Below are 25,460 nucleotides of genomic sequence, written 5' to 3' on the forward strand. Positions count from 1 at the left end.
GGCCACCCCGCCGCCGGCGGCTCGGGCCGGGGCCGGATGACCCGCTCGGACGTCATGACGCCCTGACGCCATGACGTCACCAGGTCATGACGTCATGACGCGACGACCGGATGCGACAACGTCACATCGCCGAACTGTTGTTGATGATGCAGATGTCGTCGACGACACCGTCGTCCTCGACCTCGATGCCGTGCGCCACGACGTCGACCTCGTCCTCGGCCTCGGTCGGCTCCGGGTTGATGGAGTCACTCATGCTGACCTCCCTCTGCAGTGCGGCGTCCGCTACGCCGGCCCGTGAGAAACGTAGGGACCCCCGGTATGGCGGCGATTAGGCGGCGGTTCGATTTCGGTATGACGGTTGGTCATATACCGTTCCGCTCCTCGTTCTCGGCTCCACGACTCTGCTTCTTCGCGCCCTGCTCCGCGCCGTTCGCACCCGGCTCTCAGCCGAGGTGGACCGGAACCCGGTCGGCGGTCCGGGCGGCCCGCTCCCGCGCGTACGCGTACAGCAGCGCCGGCATCTCGTACCGCACGGTATGGGCGAGCCCCTCCGCGCCGGCGACGGTGAGCAGACTGGCCTCCAGGAGGTCCTCCAGCACCCGCACGGCCGTCCCCGGGTCGCAGTCCAGCGCCTCGGCCGCCCGGTCCAGGGTGAACACCGGCCGGGCCAGCAGGCCGAGCCGCAGCACCGCCCAGTGCGCGGCCTCCGGCAGCTCGCCGACCGACTCGGCCAGCCGCACCCGCACCAGCGGGTCGCCCCCGCACAGCTCGTCCAGCAGGGCCCGGCCGCCGCTCAGCCGCGCGCCGTACTCGCCCAGCGGGACGTGCCGCAGGAACGCCAGCCGGTCGGCGACCAGCCGCACCCCGAGCGGCAGCAGCCCGGTCGCCCGGACGATCCGGGCGGCGGACTCCCGGTCCGCGTCGACCCGTTCGGCGCCGATCGTCCGGCCGAGGAACTCCACCGCCTCGTCCGCCGTGAAGGGCGGCAGCCAGACCCGATGGGCGCCCTCCAGGCCGATCAGCCGGGGCCGGGCGGTGACCACGACGGCGCTCTCCCCGGCCTCCGGCAGCAGCGGCCGCACCTCCGACTCGCGGCGGGCGTCGTCGACCACCACGAGCGCGCGGCGCCCGGTCAGCCACAACTGCCAGGCCCAGCGCGGGTCGGAGCACTCGGCGACGGGCGACGCGGCGGCCGGTCCGTCCCGTTCGCCGCAGGCGGTGGCCGCCAGCAGCTGGCGCAGGACGTCCTCCAGCGGGCGGGGCCGGCCGTCCTCCCCGCGCAGCCGGACGAACAGCCGCCCGTCCGGGAAGTGTTCGGCCAACCGGTGCGCGGTGTGGACGGCGAGCGCGGTCTTGCCCGCGCCGAGCGGTCCGGTCACCACCGCCAGCCGGCCGGCGCCACCGGTGAGCACCTCGGCCAGCCGGCGCGCGGGGGCCGCGCGGCCGGTGAACGCGGGCGGGTCGGTGGGCAGCAGGTTCGGCGCCGCCGCCCGGGGCGGACGCGGAACCGGCGGCCGCAGCTCGGCGGGCGGCCCGGGGCGCGGCCGGACGGGGCCCGCCTCGCAGAGCAGCGAACGGTAGAAGCGGGCCAGGGCCGGGCTCGGCGGCAGGCCGAGTTCGTGGGCCAGCGCCTGCCGCAGCTCGTCGTAGACGGCGAGCGCCTCGGAGCGGCGTCCGGCCTGGCACAGGGCGGTCATCTGCAGCATCCGCAGCCGTTCGCGCAGCGGATGCCGCTGCGCGGTCTCGGTGGCGCGCTCGATCGCCTCCGCGCCGCGCCCGGCGGCGAGTTCGGCGTCCAGCCAGTCCTCGAACACACCGAGGAAGCGGCGGTCGAGGCGCTGCGCGGCGCTGTCGATCAGCGGGACGTCCCGGAACCCGTCGAGCGCCGAGCCGCGCCACAGCTCCAGCGCCTCGGTGAGCGCCCCGGCCCTGGCCCGCTGTTCGAAGCGGAGCGCGTCGAGCTCGCCCTCGGCGGTGTGCAGGACGTAGCCGCCGGCCTGGTGGCTGATCCGGGTGCTCCCGGGGCCGGGTCCGGAATCCGGGCCGGACTCGGGACCGGCCAGTCGGCGCAGCCCCGAGACGTACACCTGGAGGTTCTTGCGGGCGGTGCGCGGCGGCGCGTCGTCCCACAGCGCCTCGACCAGGGAGTCGGCCGACAGCCGGGTATTCGCGTGGGACAGCAGCGCCGCCAGGAGAATCTGTTGTTTCCGTGATCCCGGATCCACGGCCCGGCCGTTCTCCAGCACGTGCAGCGGCCCGAGAATCCCGAATCTGACCGCCATCTCACGCCAACTTGATGACGAAGGAATGCCCTTCCACCTCGGCGTCCGAAACAGCGTCGAGCCGCTGTTTCACGGAATTGAGGACGGCGACCTCGTCCTCGCTGAGCCGGGACAGCACGTCCCGTTGCTCCAGTGTCAGCAGGTCGACCGGGTTGCCCGCCTGCCGGAGGGCGGCGAGGGCGTCGAATGTCATGGTCCCCTCCTTCTCGGATGCCAGATCATCATCACCGCCGCCAGGGACGCCGTCCATGAGACCTTTGGGCCAGAAACCGCCCTCGTCGGGAGAGGAGGCGAGAATCAGTGCGAGCAGTCCGGCCTGCAGCCTTGACCGGAGTCCCAGTTTCGCCAGAATGGCGGTGACGAACCGTTTGACGGTGCGCTCGCTGATATTGAGTTCGTAGGCTATCGAGCGATTGTCGTACCCGAGGCCCAACAGCTGCAGCACGGTGCGCTCCCGGGGCGTCAGCCCCCGGGTCAGCGGCAGCGCCGCCGCCGGCGGTAGCGGCTCCCCCGGCGCGCGTGGCGCTCCGCACGCCGGACACACCGGATCTCCACCACCCATCGACGGGATCCCCCCTCCGGCGGCACACCACTGCGGTGCCCTCATGCTGACGCTCCCGTCGAACACCGGCAAGAGGTCGAACGTGCCCGGATAATGCCAACATCACGCCCGGGAGCGGTGTTCAGGACTCGTCGAACGGCTCGTCGCTCCACCGGAACCAGGCGCGCCCGCCGTCGACGTGCAGCAGCAACTCGGCCACCGGACCCGCCGGTGCCACCAGCGACAGCGCGGCTGCGATCCGTTCGTAGCTCACGTCGAAGCGCTCGTACTCCTCCGCGTCGAGCAACGCCGACGACTCCTCGAACCACGGCCGCACCGCACCGAACGCCGCCGTCGGCTCGAACCGCCCGTGCAGCCACGGGAAGTCCGCCTCGTCGATCACGATCTCACCGAGCACCTCCCCGTCCCGCTCGCGTACCAGCCGCCAGTGCTCCCCGAGGAACCCCATCTGCCGTCACCCGTCCTGTCACTCGTCGGTCGTCGGTCGTGAGTCGTCGGTCGTCACTCGTGGGTCGTCGACCGACGACCCACGACCGCTGTCTCGTCGTCCGCCCTCTCGTCGTCCGCCGTCCGCCGTCCGCCGTTCGCCGTCCGTCGTCCGCAGCCGACGGCCCGTCACCCGTCACCCGTCGCGGGTCACCTGTCGCCCGACTCCCAGCGCCCGATACCCGGCGCGGGCCGCCCCGGCCCACACCGTCTGTCCCCGCTCGCACTTTGCAAAGTGCACTTTGCAAAGTGCGGAGAACCCGGGGCGACGCCTCCCCGGCGTCGCCCCGCGAGCGGTCAGGGGGTGGCCGGAGCGGCTTCGGCGAGGGCGTCGAGGACGGGGCGGAGCAACGGGTGGCCGTCGGCCCCGGCGCGGACGGCGGCGAAGACCCGGCGGGTGGCGAGAGCACTGTCGACGGGGCGGACGGCGACCTGGGCCAGGTCGACGCCGAGCAGGGCCGAGCGCGGGACCAGGGCCACGCCCGCCCCGGCCGAGGCGAGGGCGACGACCGCGCGGAAGTCGTCGGAGGAGTGCACCAGGCGCGGCTGGAAACCGGCGTTCTCGCAGGCCAGCAGCACCACGTCGTGGCACGGGTTGCCCGGGTAGGGGCCGATCCACGGTTCGTCGCCGAGGTCGGCCATCGCGACCGGGCCCTCGGCAGCGGCCAGCGGGTGGGCGAGCGGAAGAACTGCCTCGAAGGGCTCGGCGTAGAGGGCGACGCGGGTGAGACGGGCATCGTCGGCCCGCGGGGCACCGCGGTACTCGACCGCCACGGCGAGGTCGGCGCGACCGTCGAGCAGCATCGGCAGGCTGGCGTCGCCCTCGGCGTCGAGCACCTTGAGCCGGATGCCGGGGGCCCGGGTGGCGAGGGTGCCGATGGCGGGCGCGAGGACGAGGGAGATGCCGGTGGCGAAGGAGGCCACGGTGACCTCGCCGGAGACGCCGGCGCTGTAGGCGGCGAGGTCGGCCTCGGCCCGTTCCAGTTGGGCGAGGACGGCGTCGGCGTGACCGAGCAGGATCTCCCCGGCCGCCGTGAGCCGGACGCCTCGGCCCTCGCGGGCGAGCAGGTGGTGGCCGGTCTCCTGCTCCAGGGCGGCCAGCTGTTGCGAGACCGCGGAGGGGGTGAGGTAGAGCGCGGCCGCCGCGGCGGTCACCGTCCGGTGGTCCGCCACCGCTCGCAGGGTCCGCAGCCGTCTCGCGTCGATCACAGGCCAATTCTGCCAGCGTCGCTGGGACTGCCGGGGCGGGGGTGACGAACCGGGCGGGAGGGGCGGCAGCGGAGTGGGAAGTCGGCCCCGCCGACTTCCCACTCCGGGCAACGCCGCACGGGGCACTCCGGCGACCACTCGCCCCCTGAGCCCCCGCGCCCCACACCCCACAACCCGGGGTGCGGAGCCCGCACCCCGGGTTCCGGGCTCCGGGCTCCGGGCTTCCTCTCACACTTTGCAAAGTGCGGACTTTGCAAAGTGCGAGAGGGAGAGAGGGAGCGCGATCCCCTTGATTCCCGGGCCTACAGCCTCCCCGAGCCGCTCCCCCACACTTTGCAAAGTGTGGACTTTGCAAAGTGTGGGGGAGCGGAGGCCTCGGAGAGCTGCGGCGTGAGAAGTACGAGGTACGAGGTACGACGTACGAGGCGAGGCGCGAGGAGCAGCCCCGCAGACCCAACCAGCGAACCACCGCCACAACCCCACCGCCCCCGAAAACTGCGAACGGGAGTGGGAAGTCGGCCGGGCCGACTTCCCACTCCCGCGGCGGGAGGGTGGGGCAGGTGGTCTTGGTGCTGTGCGATGTCGGCGGGGGGGCCCCGCCGACATCGCACAGCGGTTCGGGAGCCCGTGGCGCGTCCGGTTCCGAGCGGACGCGCCACGGGCGATCGAGGGGGAACCGGCCCACGGGGGGCCGTTCCGGGCGACCGCCGCAGAGCGACGGTCACGGCGCCAGAGGGAGCTACTCCCCCAGCGCGGCGCGCGCGTCCACGAAGGCGGCGACGGCGCGCTCGACGTCCTCGGTGGTGTGCGCGGCGGAGAGCTGGACCCGGATCCGGGCCTGGCCGTGCGGCACGACCGGGTACGAGAAGCCGATCACGTACACGCCGCGCTCCAGCAGCAGCTCGGCCAGCCGGCCGGCCTTCGCCGCGTCGCCGATCATCACCGGCGCGATCGGGTGGTCCCCGGGCAGGATCTCGAAGCCCGCCTCGGTCATCTTCGAGCGGAACAGCGCGGTGTTCGCCGCCAGCCGCTCCCGCAGCTCGTTCGAGCTCTCGACGAGGTCCAGGACCTTCAGCGAGGCGGCCGCGATGACCGGCGCGAGCGAGTTCGAGAACAGGTACGGGCGCGACCGCTGGCGCAGCAGCGCGACGATCTCCCGGCGCGCGGCGACGTAGCCGCCGGAGGCGCCGCCGAGCGCCTTGCCGAGGGTGCCGGTGATGATGTCGACCCGGTCCATGACGCCGTGCAGCTCCGGCGTGCCGCGGCCGCCCGCGCCGACGAAGCCGACGGCGTGCGAGTCGTCGACCATGACCATCGCGTTGTAGCGGTCGGCGAGGTCGCAGATCTCGCGCAGCGGGGCGACGTAGCCGTCCATCGAGAACACGCCGTCGGTGACGATCAGGCGGCGGCGGGCGTCCTGGCTCTCCTTGAGCTGCTGCTCCAGGTCGGCGAGGTCGCGGTTGGCGTAGCGGTGGCGGCGGGCCTTGCACAGGCGGATGCCGTCGATGATGCTCGCGTGGTTGAGGGCGTCGGAGATGACGGCGTCGCGCTCGTCGAGCAGGGTCTCGAAGACGCCGCCGTTGGCGTCGAAGCAGGACGAGTAGAGGATCGTGTCCTCCTGGCCGAGGAACGCGGAGAGGCGGTCCTCCAGCTGCTTGTGCACGTCCTGGGTGCCGCAGATGAAGCGGACGGACGCCATGCCGTAGCCCCAGCGGTCGAGGGCGTCCTTGGCGGCGTCGAGCACCTCGGGGTGGTCGGCGAGGCCGAGGTAGTTGTTGGCGCAGAAGTTGAGGACCTCGCCCGGGGTGCCGCCTGCGGTGACGGTGACGGCGGCGCTCTGGGGGCTGCCGATGACGCGCTCCGGCTTGAAGAGGCCGGCCTCACGGATCTCGTCGAGGGTGGCGGCGACCTCGTCGCGCACGTTGTCGAACACAGCTGCTCCTAATCGGATCGTCGGATCGGCGAGGGTGCTCAGGCGGTCCAGTCGAGGATGACCTTGCCGCAGCGGCCGCCGGCCGCCTCGTCGAAGGCGGCCTCGAAGTCGGTGGCGGCGTACCGACCGGTGATCACGGGGCTGAGGTCGAGGCCGCCCTCCAGGAGGACGGACATCGCGTACCAGGTCTCGAACATCTCGCGGCCGTAGATGCCCTTGATGGTGAGCATCGAGGTGACGACCGAGGCCCAGTCGATCGGGAACTGCTCGGCGGGCAGGCCCAGCATGGCGATCTTCCCGCCGTGGGTCATGTTGGCGATCATCGACTGCATCGCCTCGGGCCGGCCGGACATCTCCAGGCCGACGTCGAAGCCCTCGCGCAGGCCGAGCTTCTGCTGGCCCTCCTCGATGGTGTGCTCGGCGACGTTGAGCGCCAGCGTGACACCGACCTTGCGGGCCAGGTCGAGGCGGTACGGGGAGACGTCGGTGATCATGACGTTGCGGGCGCCGGCGTGCTTGGCGACGGCGGCGGCCATGATGCCGATCGGCCCGGCGCCGGTGACCAGCACGTCCTCGCCGACCATCGGGAAGGACAGCGCGGTGTGCACGGCGTTGCCGAACGGGTCGAAGATCGCGGCGACGTCGAGGTCGACGGGGACCCGGTGCACCCAGACGTTGGAGGCGGGCAGCGCGACGTACTCGGCGAAGGCGCCGTCCCGGTTGACGCCCAGGCCGACGGTGTTGCGGCAGAGGTGACGGCGGCCGGCCAGGCAGTTGCGGCACTTGCCGCAGACCAGGTGGCCCTCGCCGCTGACCAGGTCGCCGACGGCGATGTCCGCGACGCCGGCACCGATCTCGGCGACCTCGCCGACGAACTCGTGGCCCAGCACCAGCGGGGTCCTGATCGCCTGCTGCGCCCAGCCGTCCCACTTGCGGATGTGCAGATCGGTGCCGCAGATGCCGGTGCGCAGCACCTTGATGAGCACCTCGCCGGGGCCGATCGCCGGGGTGGGGACGTCCATCAGCCAGAGTCCCGGCTCGGCCTTCTGCTTGACGAGTGCCTTCACGGCGGTGGCTCCTGACGCACGGTGGGGCGGCCTGGTGTGGGCAGGCCGACGAGGCCCGGCGGTGGCGGCCCCCGGGAGGGCCGGAGGGTGGTGACGGGGCCGGGGTCCTGGTGTCGGTCCTGGCGTCCGTAATCCGGGCAGGCAGAAATCTGCCTGGTCGGAGGGGGTGCGGTCCATCGAGGAATTCTTAAGGGCCGCGACAGCTGGGCTGAACGATCGTGCCCGAGCTGCGCCCGGGGCCCGTCGCGGCGTGCCGGTCGGCACCCCGACGGCGGAGCGCGCGGGGCGCGTACGGGGCGCGCGGGGCGCCCGTCCGGCGGCCCTCGACACGCTGGTCGGGGGACCGGCGAACGGCGGCCGGGCGACCGGTACGGCCCGGTCAGTCCCGCCGTACGGCGACGGCGTGCGCCGCCACCGCCGCGGCCCCGAGCAGGGCGACCGCGAGCGCGAGCAACAGCGCGGTGGAGCCGACCAGGTCCGCCGAGCGGTGGTGGCCGGAGAGCCGGGTGAGCAGGAGGTTCACCGGCGGCAGGCCCTTGCCGAGGGTCAGGACGAGCAGCAGGGCGAGGGCGAGCAGCAGTCCGTGTCCCTGCCGTCGGACCACCGGCCGGGCGGTGAGCAGGCCGACGGTGGCGCCGGTGCAGGCGCAGGTGAGCTGGGCCTCGGCGCCCAGGAGCAGGTCGGCGCCGGTGGGGCTGTGGCTGCCGACGAGGAGCGGCAGGACCAGACCGAGGGCGGTGAGGGGCAGGCAGACGGTCAGCGCGGCGAGGACGGTCCCGGTGACCAGGCGCCGGTGTCCGCCGGTGGCGGCCGTCAGCACCGCCCGGTGGGGCGGGTCGTCGAGCCCGGCGAGCGTCGTGGTGAGCCAGGTGGCGGCGAGCAGCATCGCCAGGCCGGCGGCGGCGTGGGTGGCGGTGAGCGGGCCGGTGTCGTTGCTGGTGAGGACGGTGACGAGGGCGGTGAACAGGAGCAGCGGGGCGAGGTAGCGCTGGGAGAGCAGCAGGGTGGTGAGGCGGTAGCGGACGAGGGCGGTCATCGGGCGGTGGTCCTCGGAGTGGGGGCAGTGTCGGGTCCAGTGGCCGGATCGGGTCCGGTGGCCGGACCGGGTCCGGTGACTGGTTCGGGTCCGGTGGCCGGTTCGGGCGCGGGCCGGGTGACGGCTCGTACGGACCAGTGGTCGCGGAGGACGGCGAGCAGGACGGCGTCGGTCCTGGACCGCTCCACCCGCAGATGGAGTTCTGCCCCGCGGCGCTCGGCGGCGAGGACCCCGGGGAGGTCGAGGACACCTGGGACGTCGAGGACACCTGGGACGTCGCGGTCACCGGGGACGTCGGGGCCGCCCGGGCGGGTGAGGACGACCACCGCGGACGAGACCGCAGCGACCGCGGCGACCGCCGCCCCCGGGCCGGGGTCGGCGCTGCGGGTGACGCGTCCGTCGGCGACGGTGTGCACGGCGGTGGCGTGCGTGCGGGCGAGGGCCTCGCGGTGGTCCGTGAACGCCACGGCCCCGCCGGCGGCGGCTGCCTCGGCGAGGATCGCGGCGAGCACGCTGTGGGCGGAGGCGTCGAGGCCGGACCACGGTTCGTCGAGGACGAGCAGGTCGGGCGGTACGAGCAGGGCCTGCGCGAGCGCGACCTTCTGGGCGTTGCCCTTGGAGAGGGTGCGCAGTTCGGCGTCGGGGCCGCCGACGAGGGCGAGCCGGTCCAGCAGCGCGCCGGCGCGGGCCCGGGCGGTGGCGGTGGGCAGGCCGCGGATGCGGCCGAGGTGGGTGAGGTAGGAGATGGCGGTGAGGCGTTCGTGGGCGGTGAACCGGTCGGGGACGTAGCCGACGGTGGCCGCCGGGGCCGTGACCGGTCCGGTGCGGCGGCCGGTGGTGGGGCGGGTGAGGCCGGCCAGGATCCGTAGCAGGGTGGACTTGCCGGAGCCGTTGGCGCCGACGACGGCGAGGACGTCGCCGGGTGCGAGGCCGAGTTCGACGTCGCGCAGGATCCAGCGGCCCCGGCCGTAGCGTTTGCCCACGGCTTCGCAGCGCAGCAGCACCTCGGTGTTCCCCTCCGTCGTTCGGGCGGTGCGCACCCTACGCGGCCACCGGTAGGGGGCGGGTATGGGCCGGGTATGGTGCGGGCCCCGGTGCTGGTGGCGCGACCGGGGCCGGGCCGGGTGGCTGACGGGTGGGTCCGTTCGGGCCAGCGGGCCGCCGCAGGGCGCGCGGTGCCGGTGACCGGCGCATACGGTGGCGATCGCTCCCCCTTGCGGGCCCGTGGAGCGGTGCTCCGGGCCCGTCCGGCCCAGAGAGGCGCCTCGACGATGACGAATCACGACCGCGTGCCGAATCGTGTGACGACGGCCCGAGCCACGACCCCGCACCGCCCGGGGGCGGCCCCCCGCCGCCCCGGTGCGGCCAGGCCCGCCCCGGCGGCAGTCGCGCTGGCGCTGGCCGGGCTGCTGGCCTCGGCCGGCTGTTCGGGCGGCTCGTCCACCGGCTCGCCGGCGGCCGGGGCGGTGACGGCCGTCCCGGCGGCGCTCAGCCCCTCGGCCTCGGCCTCGGGCCCGAGCGCGAGTGCCACCCTGCTCAGCCCCTCGCCGACCACCCCCTCCTCGCCCTCGGGCACCTCGGCGGGCCCGACCGCGCTGCCGCTGACGCCGGACGTCACGGCCCGGCTGGACACGGCGGTGCAGCGGGTGCTGACGGAGGCCTCGGTACCGGGGGTGATCGTCAACCTGTCGACGCCGCAGGGCGAGTACCTGAAGGCTTTCGGCGTCTCCGACAAGGTCGCGGGCACGGCGATGGTGACCGGGCTCAACATGCGGATCGGCAGCGAGACCAAGACCTTCACCGTCACCGGTCTGCTGCGGCTGGTGGACCAGGGCAAGGCGGGGCTGGACGACCCGATCGGCAAGTACGTCTCGGGGGTGCCGAACGGTGACACGATCACCCTGCGCCAGCTGTCCGACATGCGCAGCGGCCTGTTCTCGTACACCCAGGACGAGGACTTCGTGACGGCGCTCCAGGCGGATCCGCAACGCTCCTTCACGCCTGACCAGTTGCTCGCGTACGCGTTCAAGCACCCGGTGAACTTCGCTCCGGGGGCGGAGTTCGACTACTCCAACACCAATACGGTGCTGATCGGGAAGGTGATCGAGAAGCTGGGCGGGCGGCCGCTCGGCGAGTTCCTGAAGAAGGAGGTGTTCGACCCGGCGGACCTGGGCCGGACGGTGTTCCCGACCACGAACGCGTTCCCGCAGCCGCACTCCCAGGGCTACACCAACCAGACGGCGGACGGGACGATCGCGGACGCCACCGACTGGAACCCGTCCTGGGGTTGGGCGGCGGGGGCGATGATCTCGGACCAGGCGGACATGAAGAAGTGGGCCAAGGTGCTGGCCACCGGCACGCTGCTGACCCCGCAGACGCAGGCGCAGCGGCTCCAGCCGCAGCCCTCGGCGGTGCCGGACACCTGGTACGGGCTGGGGGTGTTCTACAACCACGGGTGGATCGGGCACAACGGCTCGCTGCCGGGGTACCAGACGGTGGTGGTGTATCTGCCGTCCGCGCAGGCCTCGTTGGTGGTGCTGCTGAACACCGACATCACGTACAAGGGGTCGGCGCCGTCGACGCTGTTCGCGAAGGCGATCACGGAGGTCGTCTCGCCGGGGAACGTCTACGACCTGCCGGCGGCGCCGGCGGGCGGGGACGAGCCCTCGGCGACGGCCGACGCGTCGGTGTCGACCTCGGTGACGCCGCCGGTGCCTTCGACGGCGTGACGAGGCAGCCGATCCGACAGCCGTGACCCGACAGGCGTGACCGAGCAGGCGTGACCGAGCGCGGGTGCTCCAGGGCCGTCAGCCCCCGAGCACCCGCGCCAGGTCGTAGGAGACCGGCTCCTCCAGCTGCTCGTACGTGCAGCTCTCCGGCGCGCGGTCCGGGCGCCAGCGGCGGAACTGCGCGGTGTGCCGGAAGCGGGTGCCCTCCATGTGGTCGTAGGCGACCTCGACGACGCGTTCGGGGCGCAGCGGCACCCAGGAGAGGTCCTTCTTGCCGGTCCAGCGGCTCTGTGCCCCGGGGAGTCTGGCGTCGGCGTGGGCGGCTTCGTCGGCCCAGGCCCCCCAGGGGTGGCCGGCGAGGTCGGTGGTGCGCAACGGCGCGAGTTCTTCGGCGAGTTCGCGGCGGCGGGCCATGGTGAAGGCGGCGCAGACGCCGACGTGCTGGAGGTGGCCGTCGGCGTCGTGGATCCCGAGCAGCAGGGAGCCGACGACGGGTCCGCTCTTGTGCTCGCGGTAGCCGGCGACCACGCAGTCGGCGGTGCGTTCGTGCTTGATCTTGTACATGGCGCGTTCGCCGGGCCGGTAGGGCTGGTCGAGCGGTTTGGCGACGATGCCGTCGAGTCCGGCGCCCTCGTACTGGGCGAACCAGGTCTCGGCGAGGTCGCGGTCGGTCGCGGCGGGGGCGGTGAAGACGGGGTCGGCGGCGTCGGCGAGGGCCGTTTCGAGGGCGGCGCGGCGGGCCGCGAGCGGCCGGTCGAGCAGGGACTCGTCGCCGAGGGCGAGCAGGTCGAAGGCGACGAAGGAGGCGGGGGTGCGTTCGGCTAGCAGTTCGACCCGGCTGGCGGCGGGGTGGATGCGTTCGAGGAGTTCCTCGAAGCGCAGCCGGCCGTCGCGGGCGATGACCACTTCGCCGTCGAGGACGCAGCGCGGGGGTGCTTCGCGGCGCAGGGCGGTGACGAGTTCGGGGAAGTAGCGGGTGAGGGGTTTGCCGGTGCGGCTGCCGATCTCGATCTCGTCGCCGTCGCGGAAGACGATGGCGCGGAAGCCGTCCCATTTGGCCTCGTACTGCATGCCGGGCGGGATCTTCGCGACGGACTTGGCGAGCATCGGGGCGACGGGTGGCATGACGGGCAGGTCCATGCTTCCGATCCTCGCGCCGACGCGGTCCGGACGCGCGGCGGCACGCGGGCCTCACCCGGGCGGGACGCGGGCGGCACGCGGGGCGGCAGGAGCGCCGAGGCAGGCACGAGTGCCGAGGCAGGGACGGGCGCCCAGGTCAGGACAGGCGCGGCGGGCGGTGCGCGCTTAGCGTGAGTGGCATGGGCTCTGCCGTGGAACTGGATGTCGCCGGGCGCACCGTCCGGCTGTCGAACCCCGACAAGGTGTACTTCCCGGAGCGCGGCTTCACCAAGCTGGACGTCGCCGAGTACTACCTCGCGGTCGCGGACGGGGTGCTGCGCGGGCTGCGGGACCGGCCGACGACGCTGCAGCGGTTCCCGGACGGGGTGGAGGGCGAGTTCTTCTACCAGAAGCGCGCGCCGAAGGGCCTGCCCGACTGGCTGCCGACCGCGCGGATCTCCTTCCCGAGCGGGCGGTCGGCGGACGAGATCTGTCCGACCGAGCCGGCGGCGGTGCTGTGGGCGGCGAACCTCGGCTGTCTGACCTTCCACCCGTGGCCGGTGCGCCGCTCGGACACCGACCATGTGGACGAGCTGCGGATCGACCTGGACCCGCAGCCGGGCACGGACTTCCGGGACTCGGTGCGGGTCGCGCACGAGCTGCGGGCGGTCCTGGAGGAGCACGGGCTGCGGGGGTGGCCGAAGACCTCGGGCGGGCGCGGGGTGCACGTGTACGTGCCGCTGGTGCCGGAGTGGACGTTCACGGACGGGCGGCACGCGGTGATCGCGCTGGGCCGGGAGCTGGAGCGGCGGCTGCCGGGGCGGGTGACCACGGCGTGGTGGAAGGAGGAGCGCGGGGAGCGGATCTTCGTCGACTACAACCAGATGGCGCGGGACCGGACGATCGCCTCCGCCTATTCGCTGCGGGCCCGGCCCCGGGCGACGGCGTCGACCCCGCTGCTGTGGGAGGAGCTGGACGACGCGCTGCCGGAGGACTTCGACCTGCGGACGGTGCCGGCCCGGTTCGCGGAGGTGGGTGATCCGCACGCGGGGATGCAGGGTGAGGCGTTCCGGCTGGAGGCGCTGCTGGAGCTGTACGAGCGGCAGATCGCGGACGGCGCGCACGGCGAGCTGCCGTATCCGCCGGACCATCCGAAGGCGGCGGGCGAGCCGACCCGGGTGCAGCCGAGCCGGGCCCGGAAGAAGGCTTGACGTGATCACCTAGGCTGGTCGCCCACGAAGATCACCGAGAAGATCACCACCAAGGGGATCACCAGGGGGCGGGGAACGATGGCGACACGGGGGCTGCGGGAGATTCTGGCGGACGCGGGGGGCGGGGTGTTCCCGCCGTCGGACGGTTCGGTGACGGTGGTGCCGCAGCCGTCGCCGCGCGAGGCGGGGGTGCTGTCGTTCTCCGCGCACGCGGTGGTGTTCACCGACGAGGACCCGGAGTGGGTGCGGGCGACGCTGGCGGCCACGCCGAGCGACCCGCTGGCCGCGCCGCTGTGTCCGCCGTTCCTGACCGCGTTCGCCCGCCGCACCGGCCGGGAGAACGGCAACATCGACCTGCTGACGGTGGCCGACCGGCTGCCCGGCGGGCCGCCGCTGCCGCTCGCCCCGGTCGAGGACCTGGAGCATCCCCGCGTGGTGCGCGCGCTGCGCTACCGCGAGGACGTGCGGGTCTTCGAGACCGCGGGCGAGGCCGCGGGCGAGGGCGGGGTCCTGGTGCTGGGGCGCGGTGTCGCCGGGCGCTGGGAGTGTGCGATCGAGGTCGGTGCGGCGGCCCGCGGCCGGGGCCTGGGCCGGGCGCTGGCGCTGGCGGCCCGGCACCTGGTCCCGGAGGGCGACGTGGTGTGGTCCCAGCAGGCGCCGGGCAACGCGACCAGCGTGCGGGCGTTCCAGGCCGCCGGCTACCGGCCGGTGGGCGCGGAGACGCTGCTGGTGGTGGGGCGGCCGTGACGGCCGACCGCACGGCCGGGACAGCCGCCCTCGCCGCCGTCCCGGAGGAGGTGCGGACCCGGCTGGTGACCCGGTTCGGGCCGGGCGCCGAGGAGTGGTGCGCACAGCTGCCGCGGCTGGTGGAGGGGCTGGCCGGGCGCTGGGGGCTGGCGGTGCGGGCGGCCGGCGGGGGCGGCACCTCGCGGGTCTTCCGCTGCGAGCGGCTCGCCGACGGTGCGGGGGTGTGGCTCAAGCTGACGCCGGACGCCGAGGTGGCCCGGCAGGAGGCGGTGGCGCTGGCCGCGTGGCGGGAGGTGCCGTCGGTGGTGGGGCTGCTGGCGGAGGACGTCGGGGCCGGGGCGCTGCTGCTGGCGGACGTCCCGCCGGGGACGACGCTGCGCGAGCGCGGTTGGCGGCCGGCCGAGGTGGCGGGGATGCTGGCCGCGATGCGCTCGGTGCCCGCGCCGTCCCGGACGGCACTCCCGTCGCTGGCGGAGCGGCTGGACTTCCTGTTCGACCTCACCGAGCGGCGGGCCCCCGGGGTGTCGACGGCGGACGCCCGGGCCCTGGCCCGCGAGCTGACGGGCGACGGCGGGCCGGTCGGGCTGGTCCACGGCGACCTGCATCCGTCGAACGTGCTGCTCGGCCCGGCCGGGGCGGTGGCGATCGACCCGCGTGCCTGCCTGGGCGATCCGGACTTCGACCTGGTCGACTGGGCTCTCGACGGTGTGGCGGATCCGGAGGCCCTGTCCGCCCGGATCGCCGCGCTGACCGCCCTGGTCGCGGGCGCGGACGCGGACCGTGTCCTCGCCTGGTGCCGGGCGTCGGCCGTCCTGGTCGCCGCCCCGCGCGTCGCCGCCGGCCGCGAGGACGCCGGCACGGTGTTCCTGCGGGAGCTGGCGGGGCTGTGAGGGCGCCTTCGCCGGCGGAAGGCTGTCAGTGGTCGTCGGCCGGCGGAGCGGCCGGGCTCCTTGAGGGGCGCCCGGCCGGACGGAGCATCGGGACAGCGCCGCCGCGGCCGGGCCGGCGGAGCGTGAACCGGCCCGAGCGGCGACCGGCCCCGCCGGGGCGGGCGCCGCGCTGCACCGACTCCAGTTCCCGGCGCAGGTCGGCCAGGATGGTCGAGCCGGGGCTGAAGTCGTAGGACTCCCGCCCGGCGAGGTCGAGGTCCGAGCGCAGGGCGGCGATCGCCAGATTGCGCCACCGGTAGAGGTCGCCCGGCTTCCGGCCGCCTTCCCGGGCCCAGCGCCGGCAGCAGTGCCGCAGGCCGAGGACGGCACCCCTGGCGGTGGCGGTCGCGCACATGCCGCCCGGCCCGTAGAACCAGCCGTTGAGCGCCACCGCGACCTGCCCCGCCGCCTCGGGGGTGAGCGGGGAGGCGGCGTGCGAGAGTCCGCCCAGGATGCGGAAGACCTCCGGGTAGGTTTCCAGCCGGGCCTTGTGGAGCTCCAGTGCCCAGCCGGACTTGAGGTCGGTCAGCCACTGGGCGCGTTCCCGCCGCTGCTGCGCGAGGGTCAGTGCCGCGCCGACGGCGGCCACCACCAGGGCGACGAGCCCGGACAGCAGGGCCGTGACGATCTGCTCGCTCATGGTCCCCGCCCCCGCCACCGGCCGTCCGACGCGCCCATGATGACAGCCCGACGGACCGCCAGCGGCCTTTCGCCGAAAGACAGTTGCTCGATCCTGCCGGACCGGGACGTCAGCCGGCCGCGCGGGCACCCTCCGGGGCGGTGGCCGCGATGACGCGCACGGCCTCGGCGATCTGCCCGTCCGTGAGGTCGCCGCGCGCGGTCAGCCGCAGCCGGGAGATGCCGTCCGGCACGGACGGGGGGCGGAAGCAGCCGACGGCGAGTCCGGCCCGGCGGCAGTCGGCGGCCCAGCCGACAGCGGCCTCGGGGCCCGGGGCCCGGACGGACACCACGGCCGCGTCGGGGGTGGAGGCGTGCAGGCCGGCGGCGGCGAGGCGGGCGGCCAGGGTGCGGGCCACCTCCCGGGCGCGCTCGGCGCGGTGGGGTTCGGCGCGCAGCAGCCGCAGCGCGCCGAGGGCGGCCCCGGCGGCGGCGGGGGCGAGGCCGGTGTCGAAGATGAAGGTGCGGGCGGTCTCGGTGAGGTGGCGGATCACCCGGCGGGGGCCGAGCACGGCGCCGCCCTGGGAGCCGAGCGACTTCGACAGGGTGACGGTGGTGACCAGGTCGGGCGCACCGGCGAGGCCCGCGGCGGCCGGGGCGCCGCTGCCGCCGGGGCCGAGGACACCCAGGCCGTGCGCGTCGTCGACGAGCAGCGCGGCGCCGAACCTCCGGGTGACGTCGGCGAGTTCGGCGAGCGGGGCGGCGTTGCCGTCGACCGAGAACACCGAGTCGGTGACCACCAGCGCCCGGGGCCGCTCGCGCCCGGCGAGGATCCCGGCGACGGCGTGCGGGTCGCTGTGCGGGGCCCGGTGGACGTCGGCCCGGGCGAGCCGGCAGCCGTCGATCAGCGAGGCGTGGTTGTAGGCGTCGGACACGATGAGGGTGTCCGTGTCGGTGAGCGCGGTGAGCGCGGCCAGGTTGGCGGTGTAGCCGGAGGAGAAGACGAGGGCGGCCTCGGCCCCGCAGAAATCGGCGAGCTCCTGCTCCAGCTCGGTGTGCAGCGCGGTGGTCCCGGTCACCAGCCGGGAGCCGGTGGCACCGGCGCCCCAGCGCAGCGCGGCCTCGGCGGCGGCCCCGGTGACGGCGGGGTGGCGGGTCAGCCCGAGGTAGTCGTTCCCCGCGAGGTCGAGCACCGGGTCGTCGGCGGCCCGGCTGCGCAGCGTCCTGGTGAGCCCCGCCGCCGCCCGCTGCTCGGCGGTCTCGTCGAGCCAGTCGAAGACGGCGCCGGGAGCGAGGGTGCGCGGTTCGGAGGCGGTGCGGTTGACCATGCCCGGCACTCTGGCACGGCGCACGCGCCCCGGGCAATGTGCGCCGGGGCACACGGTCGGCCCGCCGAAGGACATCGGCGACAGCTCCGAGAAGGTGATGGCGCTCGTCGGTGGTGGCCTGTGGTGGTGGTGGAAGCCCTCGAAGTCGGAGGACGTCCCCGCCAGTGCGTGCTGGGGCCTGGTCACGGCGGGCGACCTGCGGACGCTCATGGACGGCGCCCCCGGGAAGGCAGTCGAGGCGCCGCCCATCACCCCCACCGACCTGTCGGGCCAACACGCCAGGGCCGCGTGCTCTGTCGACTTGAATTCGGGGGGAACACGTCGCCCTCCGGTACAGATCCTGGTGGATCATCTGGGTGAGGCCCGCTACCGTGCCGCGCAGAATCACGAGACCGAGAAGGTCGGTACCGGGGAGAACGCGGTGCTCGACTTCGGGGCGGGGGTCGACGGCTGGCGCCAGGGCACCGATTCCCTTTATCTGTTGCTGCGGTGCGAGAACGGTCGGCCGACGGAACCCGGGGCCGTCTACCGGCAGATCTACCTCACGGGCGGCTACCTCTCCCCCGATCCGCCCGAGCGCGAGCGCACGCAACTCTTCGTCGACCTCGCCCGCCGCACCGCCGCCGAGGTCGTCCGCCAGGAGAGGTGCCCGGACGTGCGGATCGCCGACCGGGCGCCCACGGTGGCGGGGTAGCTTTGCCGGGGGTGGCGGCGAGCAGGCAAGATGGGGCGGTGACCCTCCTTGATCTGATGCCGAAGCCCGCCACGCCCGACGCGCTGTACGAGACGTTCGCCGCCTGGGCGGAGGAGCGCGGGATCTCGCTGTACCCGGCTCAGGAGGAGGCGCTGATCGAGCTGGTGTCGGGGAACAACGTCATCCTGGCGACGCCGACGGGGTCGGGGAAGAGCCTGGTCGCGGCGGGTGCGCACTTCGCGGCGCTGGCCGAGGGGAAGCGGACGTTCTACACGGCGCCGATCAAGGCGCTGGTGTCGGAGAAGTTCTTCGACCTGGTGAAGATGTTCGGGACCGAGCAGGTCGGCATGATGACGGGCGACGCCTCGGTGAACCCGACGGCGCCGATCATCTGCTGCACGGCGGAGGTGCTGGCGCAGATCGCGCTGCGCGACGGCACCCGGGCCGATGTCGGCCAGGTGGTCATGGACGAGTTCCACTTCTACGCGGAGCCGGACCGCGGCTGGGCCTGGCAGATCCCGCTGCTGGAGCTGCCGCAGGCGCAGTTCCTGCTGATGTCGGCGACGCTGGGCGACGTGCGGCGGTTCGAGGAGGACCTCACCCGGCGCACCGGTCGGCCGACGACGGTGGTGCGCAACACGACGCGTCCGGTGCCGCTGTTCTACGAGTACCGCCGCACCACCATGCACGACACGCTGGAGGAGCTGCTGCAGACCGGCCAGGCGCCGGTGTATGTCGTGCACTTCACCCAGAAGGAGGCGGTGGACCGGGCGCAGTCGCTGATGAGCATCAACATGTGCTCGAAGGCGGAGAAGGACGCCATCGCCGAACTGATCGGGAATTTCCGTTTCACCACCAAGTTCGGACGCAATCTGTCGCGTTTCGTCCGGCACGGGATCGGTGTGCACCACGCGGGCATGCTCCCGAAGTACCGGCGGCTGGTCGAGCGGCTCGCCCAGGCGGGTCTGCTGAAGGTGATCTGCGGGACGGACACGCTCGGCGTGGGCGTCAATGTGCCGATCCGCACGGTGCTGTTCACGGCGCTGTCGAAGTACGACGGGCAGCGGGTGCGGATCCTGCGCGCCCGGGAGTTCCACCAGATCGCCGGACGGGCCGGACGGGCCGGGTTCGACACGGTGGGCCAGGTGGTGGCGCAGGCGCCCGAGCACGTCATCGAGAACGACAAGGCCGTCGCCAAGGCGGGCGACGACCCCAAGAAGAAGCGGAAGATCGTCCGCAAGAAGGCGCCGGAGGGCTTCGTCGGCTGGTCCGAGGAGACCTTCCAGAAGCTGATCGCCGCCGACCCGGAGCCGCTGGTCTCCCGGTTCAAGGTGACCCACGCGATGCTGCTGTCGGTCATCGCGCGGCCGGGCAACGCCTTCGAGGCGATGCGCAAGCTGCTCACCGACAACCACGAGGACCGGGCCTCGCAGCGCCGGCACATCCGCACCGCGATCGCCATCTTCCGCTCGCTGCTGGAGGGCGGCGTGGTGGAGCGGCTGCCGGAGCCGGACGCCGAGGGCCGGATCGTGCGCCTCACCCTGGACCTCCAGGAGAACTTCGCGCTCAACCAGCCGCTGTCCACCTTCGCCCTGGCCGCCTTCGAACTGCTCGACCCGACCGAGCCGTCCTTCGCGATGGACGTGGTGTCGGTGGTCGAGGCGACCCTCGACGACCCGCGGCAGATCCTCGCCTCGCAGCAGAACAAGGCGCGCGGCGAGGCCATCGGCGAGATGAAGCGCGACGGCATCGAGTACGAGGAGCGGATGGAGCGGCTCCAGGAGATCACCTACCCGAAGCCGCTGGAGGAACTGCTCACCCACGCCTACGAGGTGTACCAGCGGGCGCACCCGTGGATCGGCGACCACCAGCTCCAGCCGAAGTCGGTGGTGCGGGACCTCTACGAGCGGGCGATGACCTTCTCGGACTACGTCGGCTTCTACGAGCTGGCCCGCACCGAGGGCATCGTGCTGCGCTACCTGGCCGGCGCGTTCAAGGCGCTGGAGCAGACCGTCCCCGAGGACGTGAAGACCGACGACCTCAAGGACATCATCGCCTGGCTGGGCGAGCTGGTCCGCCAGGTCGACTCCAGCCTGCTGGACGAGTGGGAGCAGCTGGCCAACCCGACCGGGCCGCAGACGGCCGAGGTCGTGCTGGACGACAAGCCGGCGCCGGTGACGGCGAACGCGCGGGCGTTCCGGGTGCTGGTGCGCAACGAGATGTTCCGCCGGGTCGAGCTGTGCGCGCTGGAGCACTACGACGAACTGGCCGCGCTGGACGGCGAGTACGGCTGGGACGCGGACCGCTGGGCGGACGCCATGGACGGGTACTGGGACGAGTACGACGACCTGGGCACCGGTCCGAACGCGCGCGGCCCGAAGATGCTGATCATCGAGCAGGAGGACTCGGCCTGGCGGGTGCGGCAGATCTTCGACGACCCGGAGGGCGACCACGACTGGGGCATCAGCGCCGAGGTCGATCTGTTCGGCTCGGACGAGGAGGGCCGCGCGGTGCTGCGGGTCACCGCCGTGGACCGGCTGGGCGGCTGACGGTCCGCCAGTCGGAGCGAGTGGGCGGCTGACGGTCCGTCGGTCGGAGCGAGCGGGCAGTGAAGACGGGGGCGGGCCGCGGCCCGCCCCCCGTCCCCGTCCGCGCTCCTACATCCAGACGAACGGCGCGCCCGCGCTGTGCGAGACGGCCCGGGTGGCCTCGTCCAGCAGCTGGTCGAGGCCGGGGGTGCTCGCCGAGGGCACCGGCAGCGGGCTCGCCGGGGGCACGGAGGCGCCGACGGTGGGCGAGGCGGTGCCGGTACCGGGCACCACGGGGGCGGCCGCGGGGGCGGCGGCGCCCCCGGGGTACATCTCGGCGGGCCGCGAACTGGACACCGTCACGTAGTGGCCGACGAGTTCGACCCGGGGCTCGATGGCGGGCCGGGCCTGTCCGGCCGCCAGCGCGGGCGCGGCGGAGGCGTCCGGGAGGATGAAGGCGACCGCGCCGGACCTGGCGCGCAGCGCCTCGACGGCGCGGGCCGCGGCCGCGGCCTCGGTGAAGCGCAGCAGGGTGACGCTGCTCAGCACGGGCCGGTCCTGGGCGGTGAAGCTGACCGCGAGGTACCCCTTGCAGCCGGCCTCGCGCAGCAGGTCCAGGGTGCGGTCCTGGAGCACCTCGGTGCAGTTGTCGCCGCGCCGCACGCCGGAGCGCTTGCCCTTGTAGGAGCCGGACTCCACGATCCGCTGGGCGGGGAAGTAGACCTCGACGTCGAGGGCTTCGGGGTCGACGACGGTGCGCTGCGGCGGGTCGCCGACGATCGGCGGGGTCTTGGACGCCTCCTTGCTGGAGGGGCCCAGCCCGGGTATGTAGTCGCCGGGCGTGGGGCGGGTGACGATCCAGCCGCCGGCCGCGACCACGCCGACGACGGTGATCCAGCCGACGACCCGTCGGGCGGTCACGCGTCTGGGCCGGTAGGCCCCGTCCGGCTGTTCGGACACCTCGTACGCCGGCCGCTCCGCCGGTGATTCTGCCGATGACGGGGCGCGCTCCCCCTGCGTGGTCATGCGGCCGATTGTATGCAGGTCACGAGTGGTGGAGATCACGGGGGCGGGGCGGCGGCCGGAGCGGTGGGAAGGGCGCCGGGGAGGGTGTCGGGACGGCCGCCGGGAAGGGTGTCGGGAAGGGTGTCGGGACAGCCCTCGGGGAGGGCTCCGGAGCGGCCTGCGGGGCGGCCCGCGGGAGGCCCGCCGGGGCCCTCGTCCACGACGTGACCGGCACCACTACCGTGAGCTTCGACACTGTGACAACTCGCACATCCTCCCCGGGATCTTCTGGTGGGTTTCCTCTGGCGTCCGTCGCGGCCCAGCAGGCAGGATCAGGCCCATGGATCTGCTCGATACCCTCACCGCCAAGGGCCTGCGTGGGGAGACCCCCACCCGCGAGGAGGCACTCGCCGTCCTCGCCACCACCGACGACGAGCTGCTCGACGTGGTCGCGGCCGCCGGGCGGGTGCGCCGGCGGTGGTTCGGCCGCCGGGTCAAGCTCAACTACCTGGTGAACCTGAAGAGCGGGCTGTGCCCGGAGGACTGCTCCTACTGTTCGCAGCGGCTGGGCTCCAAGGCCGAGATCCTGAAGTACACCTGGCTCAAGCCGGGCCAGGCCGCGGAGGCGGCGAAGGCCGGCGTGTCGGGCGGCGCCAAGCGGGTCTGCCTGGTGGCGAGCGGCCGCGGCCCGACGGACCGTGACATCGACCGGGTGACCGACACCGTCGCGGCCATCAAGGAGGCCGACCCGGCGGTGGAGATCTGCGCCTGCCTCGGCCTGCTCTCCGACAACCAGGCGGAGCGTCTGAAGGCGGCCGGTGTCGACGCCTACAACCACAACCTGAACACCTCCGAGGGCACCTACGGCGACATCGCCACCACCCACACCTACGCGGACCGGGTGGACACCGTGCAGAAGGCGCACGGCGCCGGCCTGTCGGCCTGCTCGGGCCTGATCGCGGGCATGGGCGAGAGCGACGAGGACCTGGTGGACGTGGTCTTCGCGCTGCGCGAGCTGGGCTCCGACTCGGTGCCGGTGAACTTCCTGATCCCGTTCGAGGGCACGCCGCTGGCGAAGGAGTGGAACCTCTCGCCGCAGCGCTGCCTGCGGATCCTCGCCATGGTGCGGTTCGTGAACCCGGACACCGAGGTGCGGATCGCCGGCGGCCGCGAGGTGCACCTGCGCAGCATGCAGCCGCTGGGCCTGCACCTCGCCAACTCCATCTTCCTGGGAGACTACCTGACCAGCGAGGGCCAGGCCGGCCAGACCGACCTCGACATGATCGCGGACGCCGGCTTCGAGGTCGAGGGCGTCGGCGAGAGCACCCTGCCCCGGCACCGGGCGGACATCGCGGCGGCGGCGACCGGCGGTTGCGGCAGCGGGGCCGCGGCCGGCGCGGGCGGCGGCTGCGGCACGGCCGCCGCGCCCGGCGAGGGCGAGAGCGCGGACGCCGCCGTCGGCGGCGGCTGCGGCACGGGCGGCGGCTGCGGTCCCTGCGGCGGCCACGCGCACGCGGCACCGGCGGCGGCGAGCGTCGGCGCGGCCGACGACAAGGGCGACGCCAAGGCCGACGACAGGGCCGCCGACGAGGTGCGCACCGACCTGGTGCGGGTCCGCCGTCGCGGCGCCGGCACCGAGCTGGCGCCCAACGCCTGACCTCCCGCCCCGCCCGGGGCCCGGCCCGCCCGGGCCCCGACCGCACCCCTCGGAAAGTCCTTCCCCCATGACCCAGCTGTCCACCGACACCCTGCTCGCGCTCGACCGGGCGCACGTCTGGCACCCGTACGGGCCGATGCCCGGCACCGCGACCCCGTACGTGGTGGAGTCCGCCTCCGGCGTCCGGCTGCGGCTGGCCGCGCCGGTCGCGGGCGGGCGGCGCGAGCTGGTGGACGGCATGTCGTCCTGGTGGGCGGCGATCCACGGGTACGGGCACCCGGTGCTGGACGAGGCGGTGCGCGGGCAGCTGGGGCGGATGAGCCACGTCATGTTCGGCGGGCTCACCCACGAGCCCGCCGTCCGGCTGGCGGCCACCCTGGTGGAGATCACCCCGGAGCCGCTGCGGCACGTGTTCCTGGCCGACTCGGGCTCGGTGGCCGTCGAGGTCGCGATGAAGATGTGCCTCCAGTACTGGCAGTCCGTGGGCCGGCCCGAGAAGCGGCGGCTGCTCACCTGGCGCGGCGGCTACCACGGGGACACCTTCCACCCGATGTCGGTGTGCGACCCGGAGGGCGGCATGCACCAGCTGTGGGGCGGGGTGCTGCCCCAGCAGCTGTTCGCCGACGAGCCGCCGGCCGGCTTCGACGCCCCGCTCGACGACGCGTACGCCCGGGCCTTCGAGGAACTGGTGGAGCGCCACGCGGGCGAGCTGGCGGCGGTGATCGTGGAGCCGGTGGTGCAGGGCGCCGGCGGGATGCGCTTCCACTCCCCCGCCTACCTCCGGATGCTGCGCGAACTGTGCGACCGGCACGGGGTGTTGCTGGTCTTCGACGAGATCGCCACCGGCTTCGGCCGCAGCGGCGAGCTGTTCGCCGCCGACCACGCGGGTGTCGCCCCGGACGTGATGTGCCTCGGCAAGGCCCTCACCGGCGGCTACCTCACCATGGCGGCCACCCTGTGCACGGCGGAGATCGCGGACGGCATCAGCCGCGGCGCGGTGCCGGTGCTGGCGCACGGGCCGACGTTCATGGGCAACCCGCTGGCGGCGGCGGTCGCCAACGCCTCGATCGACCTGCTGCTCGGGCAGGACTGGGCGACCGAGGTGAAGCGGATCGGTACCGGCCTGGCCGCGGGCCTGGCGGACGCCGCCGCGCTGCCGGGCGTCAAGGACGTGCGGGTGCTCGGCGCGATCGGCGTCGTGCAGCTGGACCACCCGGTGGACATGGCGGCGGCGACCGAGGCCGCCGCACGGGAGGGCGTCTGGCTGCGCCCGTTCCGGGACCTCGTCTACACCATGCCGCCGTACATCACCGGTGACGAGGACGTGGCGCGGATCGCCCGGGCCGTCACGGCTGCGGCCGCCGCCGGATGAGCACCGGGGGCGGACGACACGACGGCACGACGGACCGGAACGGCAACGGCAACGGCAACGGCGACATGGGTACGGGCATGGGTACGGGCATGGGTACGGGCATGGGTACGGGCATGGGCACGGACGGGGACATGGGCGGGAACGCGGGCAGCGGCACGGGCACGGACGGCAGCACGCGCGGACGCGTCCTCTTCGTGACCGGGACCGGCACCGAGGTCGGCAAGACCGTCACCACGGCGGCCGTCACGGCGAGCGCCCTGCGGGCCGGTCTGCGGGTCGCCGTCCTCAAGCCCGGCCAGACCGGGGTCGCCCCCGGCGAGCCGGGCGACGCCGAGGAGGTCCGCCGGCTGGCCGGGCCCGCGGCGAAGGCCCCCGACGCCCTCACGCTGCGCGAACTCGCCCGCTACCCCGAGCCCTTGGCACCAGACACCGCGGCCCGACGGTCCGGACTGCCGTGCCTGGCGGCCGAGGACGTGGCGAAGGAGGTCGCGGACCTGGCCGAGCGGCACGACCTGGTGCTGGTCGAGGGCGCCGGCGGGCTGCTGGTCCGCTACGACGAGCAGGGCCGCACGCTCGCCGACCAGGCCCGCGCGGTGCGTGAACTCGGCCTGCCCGCCGAGGTGCTGCTGGTGGCGACGGCCGGTCTCGGCACGCTGAACACCACCGCGCTCACCGCCGAGGCGCTGGCCGCGCGCGGTCTGCCGCTGCTCGGCGTGGTGGTCGGCGCCTGGCCCGACTCCCCCGGGCTCGCAGACCGCTGCAACCTCGCCGACCTGCCGCGGGCGGCCGCCGGTGCGCCGCTGCTCGGCGCGCTGCCCGAACAGGCGGGCCGGGCCACGGACTTCACCGCGCTCGCGGTCGCCGCGCTCGCACCCGCGCTGCACGGCGACTGGGACGCCGCCGCCTTCACCGCCGAGCACGGGGCAGGCTGAACCGAGGGCCGGGGGA

The 25,460-nt window shown here is 74.1% G+C and carries 22 protein-coding genes; 9 read left to right on the top strand and 13 right to left on the bottom strand.

The features are described from left to right. Positions 1–121 precede the first annotated feature (121 nt). The 9 genes from ACW14Y_RS06645 to ACW14Y_RS06685 form a co-directional block, all read right to left on the bottom strand. The gene (locus tag ACW14Y_RS06645; RefSeq protein WP_266276803.1) at positions 122–253 is read right to left on the bottom strand and encodes a hypothetical protein; all 132 of its coding nucleotides are present in this window, start codon (positions 251–253) and stop codon (positions 122–124) included. A gap of 190 nt (positions 254–443) precedes the next feature. After that, the gene (locus ACW14Y_RS06650; RefSeq protein WP_456986192.1) at positions 444–2,282 is read right to left on the bottom strand and encodes a BTAD domain-containing putative transcriptional regulator; all 1,839 of its coding nucleotides are present in this window, start codon (positions 2,280–2,282) and stop codon (positions 444–446) included. Position 2,283: 1 nt separating this feature from the next. Further along, positions 2,284–2,889, bottom strand: coding sequence for a helix-turn-helix domain-containing protein (locus ACW14Y_RS06655; protein WP_456986193.1), 606 nt, complete (start codon positions 2,887–2,889; stop codon positions 2,284–2,286). A gap of 76 nt (positions 2,890–2,965) precedes the next feature. Then, a complete protein-coding gene (locus ACW14Y_RS06660) occupies positions 2,966–3,292 on the bottom strand; it encodes a hypothetical protein (protein WP_456986194.1) in 327 nt (108 codons plus the stop codon). A gap of 335 nt (positions 3,293–3,627) precedes the next feature. Next, a complete protein-coding gene (locus ACW14Y_RS06665) occupies positions 3,628–4,539 on the bottom strand; it encodes a LysR family transcriptional regulator (RefSeq protein ID WP_380393843.1) in 912 nt (303 codons plus the stop codon). 739 nt (positions 4,540–5,278) lie between these two features. Then, positions 5,279–6,472 (bottom strand): glycine C-acetyltransferase, encoded by a 1,194-nt coding sequence (locus tag ACW14Y_RS06670; RefSeq protein WP_045939907.1) that lies wholly within the window; start codon positions 6,470–6,472, stop codon positions 5,279–5,281. Between the two features lie 38 nt (positions 6,473–6,510). Beyond that, entirely contained in the window at positions 6,511–7,539 is a 1,029-nt protein-coding gene (tdh, locus tag ACW14Y_RS06675) for an L-threonine 3-dehydrogenase (protein WP_380310296.1), read from the bottom strand. Between the two features lie 379 nt (positions 7,540–7,918). Then, positions 7,919–8,575: a hypothetical protein gene (locus tag ACW14Y_RS06680; RefSeq protein WP_380436666.1), complete on the bottom strand. Its 657-nt coding sequence runs from the start codon at positions 8,573–8,575 to the stop codon at positions 7,919–7,921. Beyond that, positions 8,572–9,573 (bottom strand): ATP-binding cassette domain-containing protein, encoded by a 1,002-nt coding sequence (locus ACW14Y_RS06685; RefSeq protein WP_456988089.1) that lies wholly within the window; start codon positions 9,571–9,573, stop codon positions 8,572–8,574. The genes ACW14Y_RS06680 and ACW14Y_RS06685 overlap by 4 nt, the downstream gene beginning before the upstream one ends. Before the next feature lie 291 nt (positions 9,574–9,864). On the opposite strand from ACW14Y_RS06685, the gene ACW14Y_RS06690 reads away from it, so the two are divergent. Next, entirely contained in the window at positions 9,865–11,304 is a 1,440-nt protein-coding gene (locus ACW14Y_RS06690; RefSeq protein WP_456986195.1) for a serine hydrolase domain-containing protein, read from the top strand. Positions 11,305–11,382: 78 nt separating this feature from the next. On the opposite strand, the gene ACW14Y_RS06695 is transcribed toward ACW14Y_RS06690, so the two are convergent. Then, on the bottom strand, positions 11,383–12,444 hold the full coding sequence (locus ACW14Y_RS06695; RefSeq protein ID WP_456986196.1) for an ATP-dependent DNA ligase: 1,062 nt from the start codon (positions 12,442–12,444) through the stop codon (positions 11,383–11,385). A gap of 191 nt (positions 12,445–12,635) precedes the next feature. Here ACW14Y_RS06695 and ligD point away from each other — a divergent pair, with 191 nt between their 5' ends. From ligD to ACW14Y_RS06710, 3 genes are all read left to right on the top strand, one after another. Further along, positions 12,636–13,634, top strand: a complete 999-nt coding sequence (gene ligD / locus ACW14Y_RS06700) for a non-homologous end-joining DNA ligase (RefSeq protein WP_380310316.1) — start codon at positions 12,636–12,638, stop codon at positions 13,632–13,634. 78 nt (positions 13,635–13,712) lie between these two features. After that, complete coding sequence (locus tag ACW14Y_RS06705; RefSeq protein WP_380393583.1) at positions 13,713–14,381, top strand: GNAT family N-acetyltransferase; 669 nt, start codon at positions 13,713–13,715, stop codon at positions 14,379–14,381. Next, complete coding sequence (locus ACW14Y_RS06710) at positions 14,378–15,271, top strand: aminoglycoside phosphotransferase family protein (RefSeq protein ID WP_456986197.1); 894 nt, start codon at positions 14,378–14,380, stop codon at positions 15,269–15,271. Before ACW14Y_RS06705 ends, ACW14Y_RS06710 begins: the two co-directional genes overlap by 4 nt. A 25-nt stretch (positions 15,272–15,296) precedes the next feature. Here the strand turns inward: ACW14Y_RS06710 and ACW14Y_RS06715 are convergent, their stop codons facing one another. Both ACW14Y_RS06715 and ACW14Y_RS06720 read right to left on the bottom strand, forming a co-directional pair. Beyond that, a complete protein-coding gene (locus ACW14Y_RS06715) occupies positions 15,297–15,950 on the bottom strand; it encodes a hypothetical protein (protein ID WP_456986198.1) in 654 nt (217 codons plus the stop codon). Between the two features lie 109 nt (positions 15,951–16,059). Next, entirely contained in the window at positions 16,060–17,256 is a 1,197-nt protein-coding gene (locus ACW14Y_RS06720; protein ID WP_456986199.1) for an 8-amino-7-oxononanoate synthase, read from the bottom strand. On the opposite strand from ACW14Y_RS06720, the gene ACW14Y_RS06725 reads away from it, so the two are divergent. Both ACW14Y_RS06725 and ACW14Y_RS06730 read left to right on the top strand, forming a co-directional pair. Continuing rightward, positions 17,249–17,950, top strand: a complete 702-nt coding sequence (locus ACW14Y_RS06725; protein WP_456986200.1) for a hypothetical protein — start codon at positions 17,249–17,251, stop codon at positions 17,948–17,950. The two genes, ACW14Y_RS06720 and ACW14Y_RS06725, sit on opposite strands and share 8 nt — an antisense overlap. A gap of 38 nt (positions 17,951–17,988) precedes the next feature. Then, positions 17,989–20,499, top strand: coding sequence for a DEAD/DEAH box helicase (locus ACW14Y_RS06730; protein ID WP_456986201.1), 2,511 nt, complete (start codon positions 17,989–17,991; stop codon positions 20,497–20,499). 108 nt (positions 20,500–20,607) lie between these two features. Here ACW14Y_RS06730 and ACW14Y_RS06735 read toward each other — a convergent pair whose 3' ends face one another. Beyond that, a complete protein-coding gene (locus ACW14Y_RS06735; protein ID WP_380313108.1) occupies positions 20,608–21,504 on the bottom strand; it encodes a hypothetical protein in 897 nt (298 codons plus the stop codon). Between the two features lie 319 nt (positions 21,505–21,823). Between ACW14Y_RS06735 and bioB the strand changes: the two genes are divergently transcribed. The 3 genes from bioB (at position 21,824) to bioD (ending at position 25,444) form a co-directional block, all read left to right on the top strand. Continuing rightward, a complete protein-coding gene (gene bioB, locus ACW14Y_RS06740; protein ID WP_380436685.1) occupies positions 21,824–23,140 on the top strand; it encodes a biotin synthase BioB in 1,317 nt (438 codons plus the stop codon). A 67-nt stretch (positions 23,141–23,207) separates the two neighbouring features. Further along, the gene (locus ACW14Y_RS06745) at positions 23,208–24,512 is read left to right on the top strand and encodes an adenosylmethionine--8-amino-7-oxononanoate transaminase (RefSeq protein WP_380385906.1); all 1,305 of its coding nucleotides are present in this window, start codon (positions 23,208–23,210) and stop codon (positions 24,510–24,512) included. 131 nt (positions 24,513–24,643) lie between these two features. Continuing rightward, the gene (bioD, locus tag ACW14Y_RS06750; RefSeq protein WP_456988092.1) at positions 24,644–25,444 is read left to right on the top strand and encodes a dethiobiotin synthase; all 801 of its coding nucleotides are present in this window, start codon (positions 24,644–24,646) and stop codon (positions 25,442–25,444) included. Positions 25,445–25,460 lie beyond the last annotated feature (16 nt).

This window comes from Kitasatospora sp. cg17-2 (assembly GCF_054031055.1).

What these genes read in the sequence shown, in the direction of transcription:
- bioB (WP_380436685.1), top strand. Translation starts at nt 21,824, where the DNA reads ATGGATCTGCTCGATACCCTCACCGCCAAGGGCCTGCGTGGGGAGACC.
- ACW14Y_RS06715 (WP_456986198.1), bottom strand. Translation starts at nt 15,950, where the DNA reads ATGAGCGAGCAGATCGTCACGGCCCTGCTGTCCGGGCTCGTCGCCCTG.
- ACW14Y_RS06655 (WP_456986193.1), bottom strand. Translation starts at nt 2,889, where the DNA reads ATGAGGGCACCGCAGTGGTGTGCCGCCGGAGGGGGGATCCCGTCGATG.
- bioD (WP_456988092.1), top strand. Translation starts at nt 24,644, where the DNA reads ATGGGCGGGAACGCGGGCAGCGGCACGGGCACGGACGGCAGCACGCGC.
- ACW14Y_RS06680 (WP_380436666.1), bottom strand. Translation starts at nt 8,575, where the DNA reads ATGACCGCCCTCGTCCGCTACCGCCTCACCACCCTGCTGCTCTCCCAG.
- ACW14Y_RS06660 (WP_456986194.1), bottom strand. Translation starts at nt 3,292, where the DNA reads ATGGGGTTCCTCGGGGAGCACTGGCGGCTGGTACGCGAGCGGGACGGG.
- ACW14Y_RS06650 (WP_456986192.1), bottom strand. Translation starts at nt 2,282, where the DNA reads ATGGCGGTCAGATTCGGGATTCTCGGGCCGCTGCACGTGCTGGAGAAC.
- ACW14Y_RS06745 (WP_380385906.1), top strand. Translation starts at nt 23,208, where the DNA reads ATGACCCAGCTGTCCACCGACACCCTGCTCGCGCTCGACCGGGCGCAC.
- ACW14Y_RS06705 (WP_380393583.1), top strand. Translation starts at nt 13,713, where the DNA reads ATGGCGACACGGGGGCTGCGGGAGATTCTGGCGGACGCGGGGGGCGGG.
- ACW14Y_RS06720 (WP_456986199.1), bottom strand. Translation starts at nt 17,256, where the DNA reads ATGGTCAACCGCACCGCCTCCGAACCGCGCACCCTCGCTCCCGGCGCC.
- ACW14Y_RS06735 (WP_380313108.1), bottom strand. Translation starts at nt 21,504, where the DNA reads ATGACCACGCAGGGGGAGCGCGCCCCGTCATCGGCAGAATCACCGGCG.
- ACW14Y_RS06695 (WP_456986196.1), bottom strand. Translation starts at nt 12,444, where the DNA reads ATGGACCTGCCCGTCATGCCACCCGTCGCCCCGATGCTCGCCAAGTCC.
- ACW14Y_RS06645 (WP_266276803.1), bottom strand. Translation starts at nt 253, where the DNA reads ATGAGTGACTCCATCAACCCGGAGCCGACCGAGGCCGAGGACGAGGTC.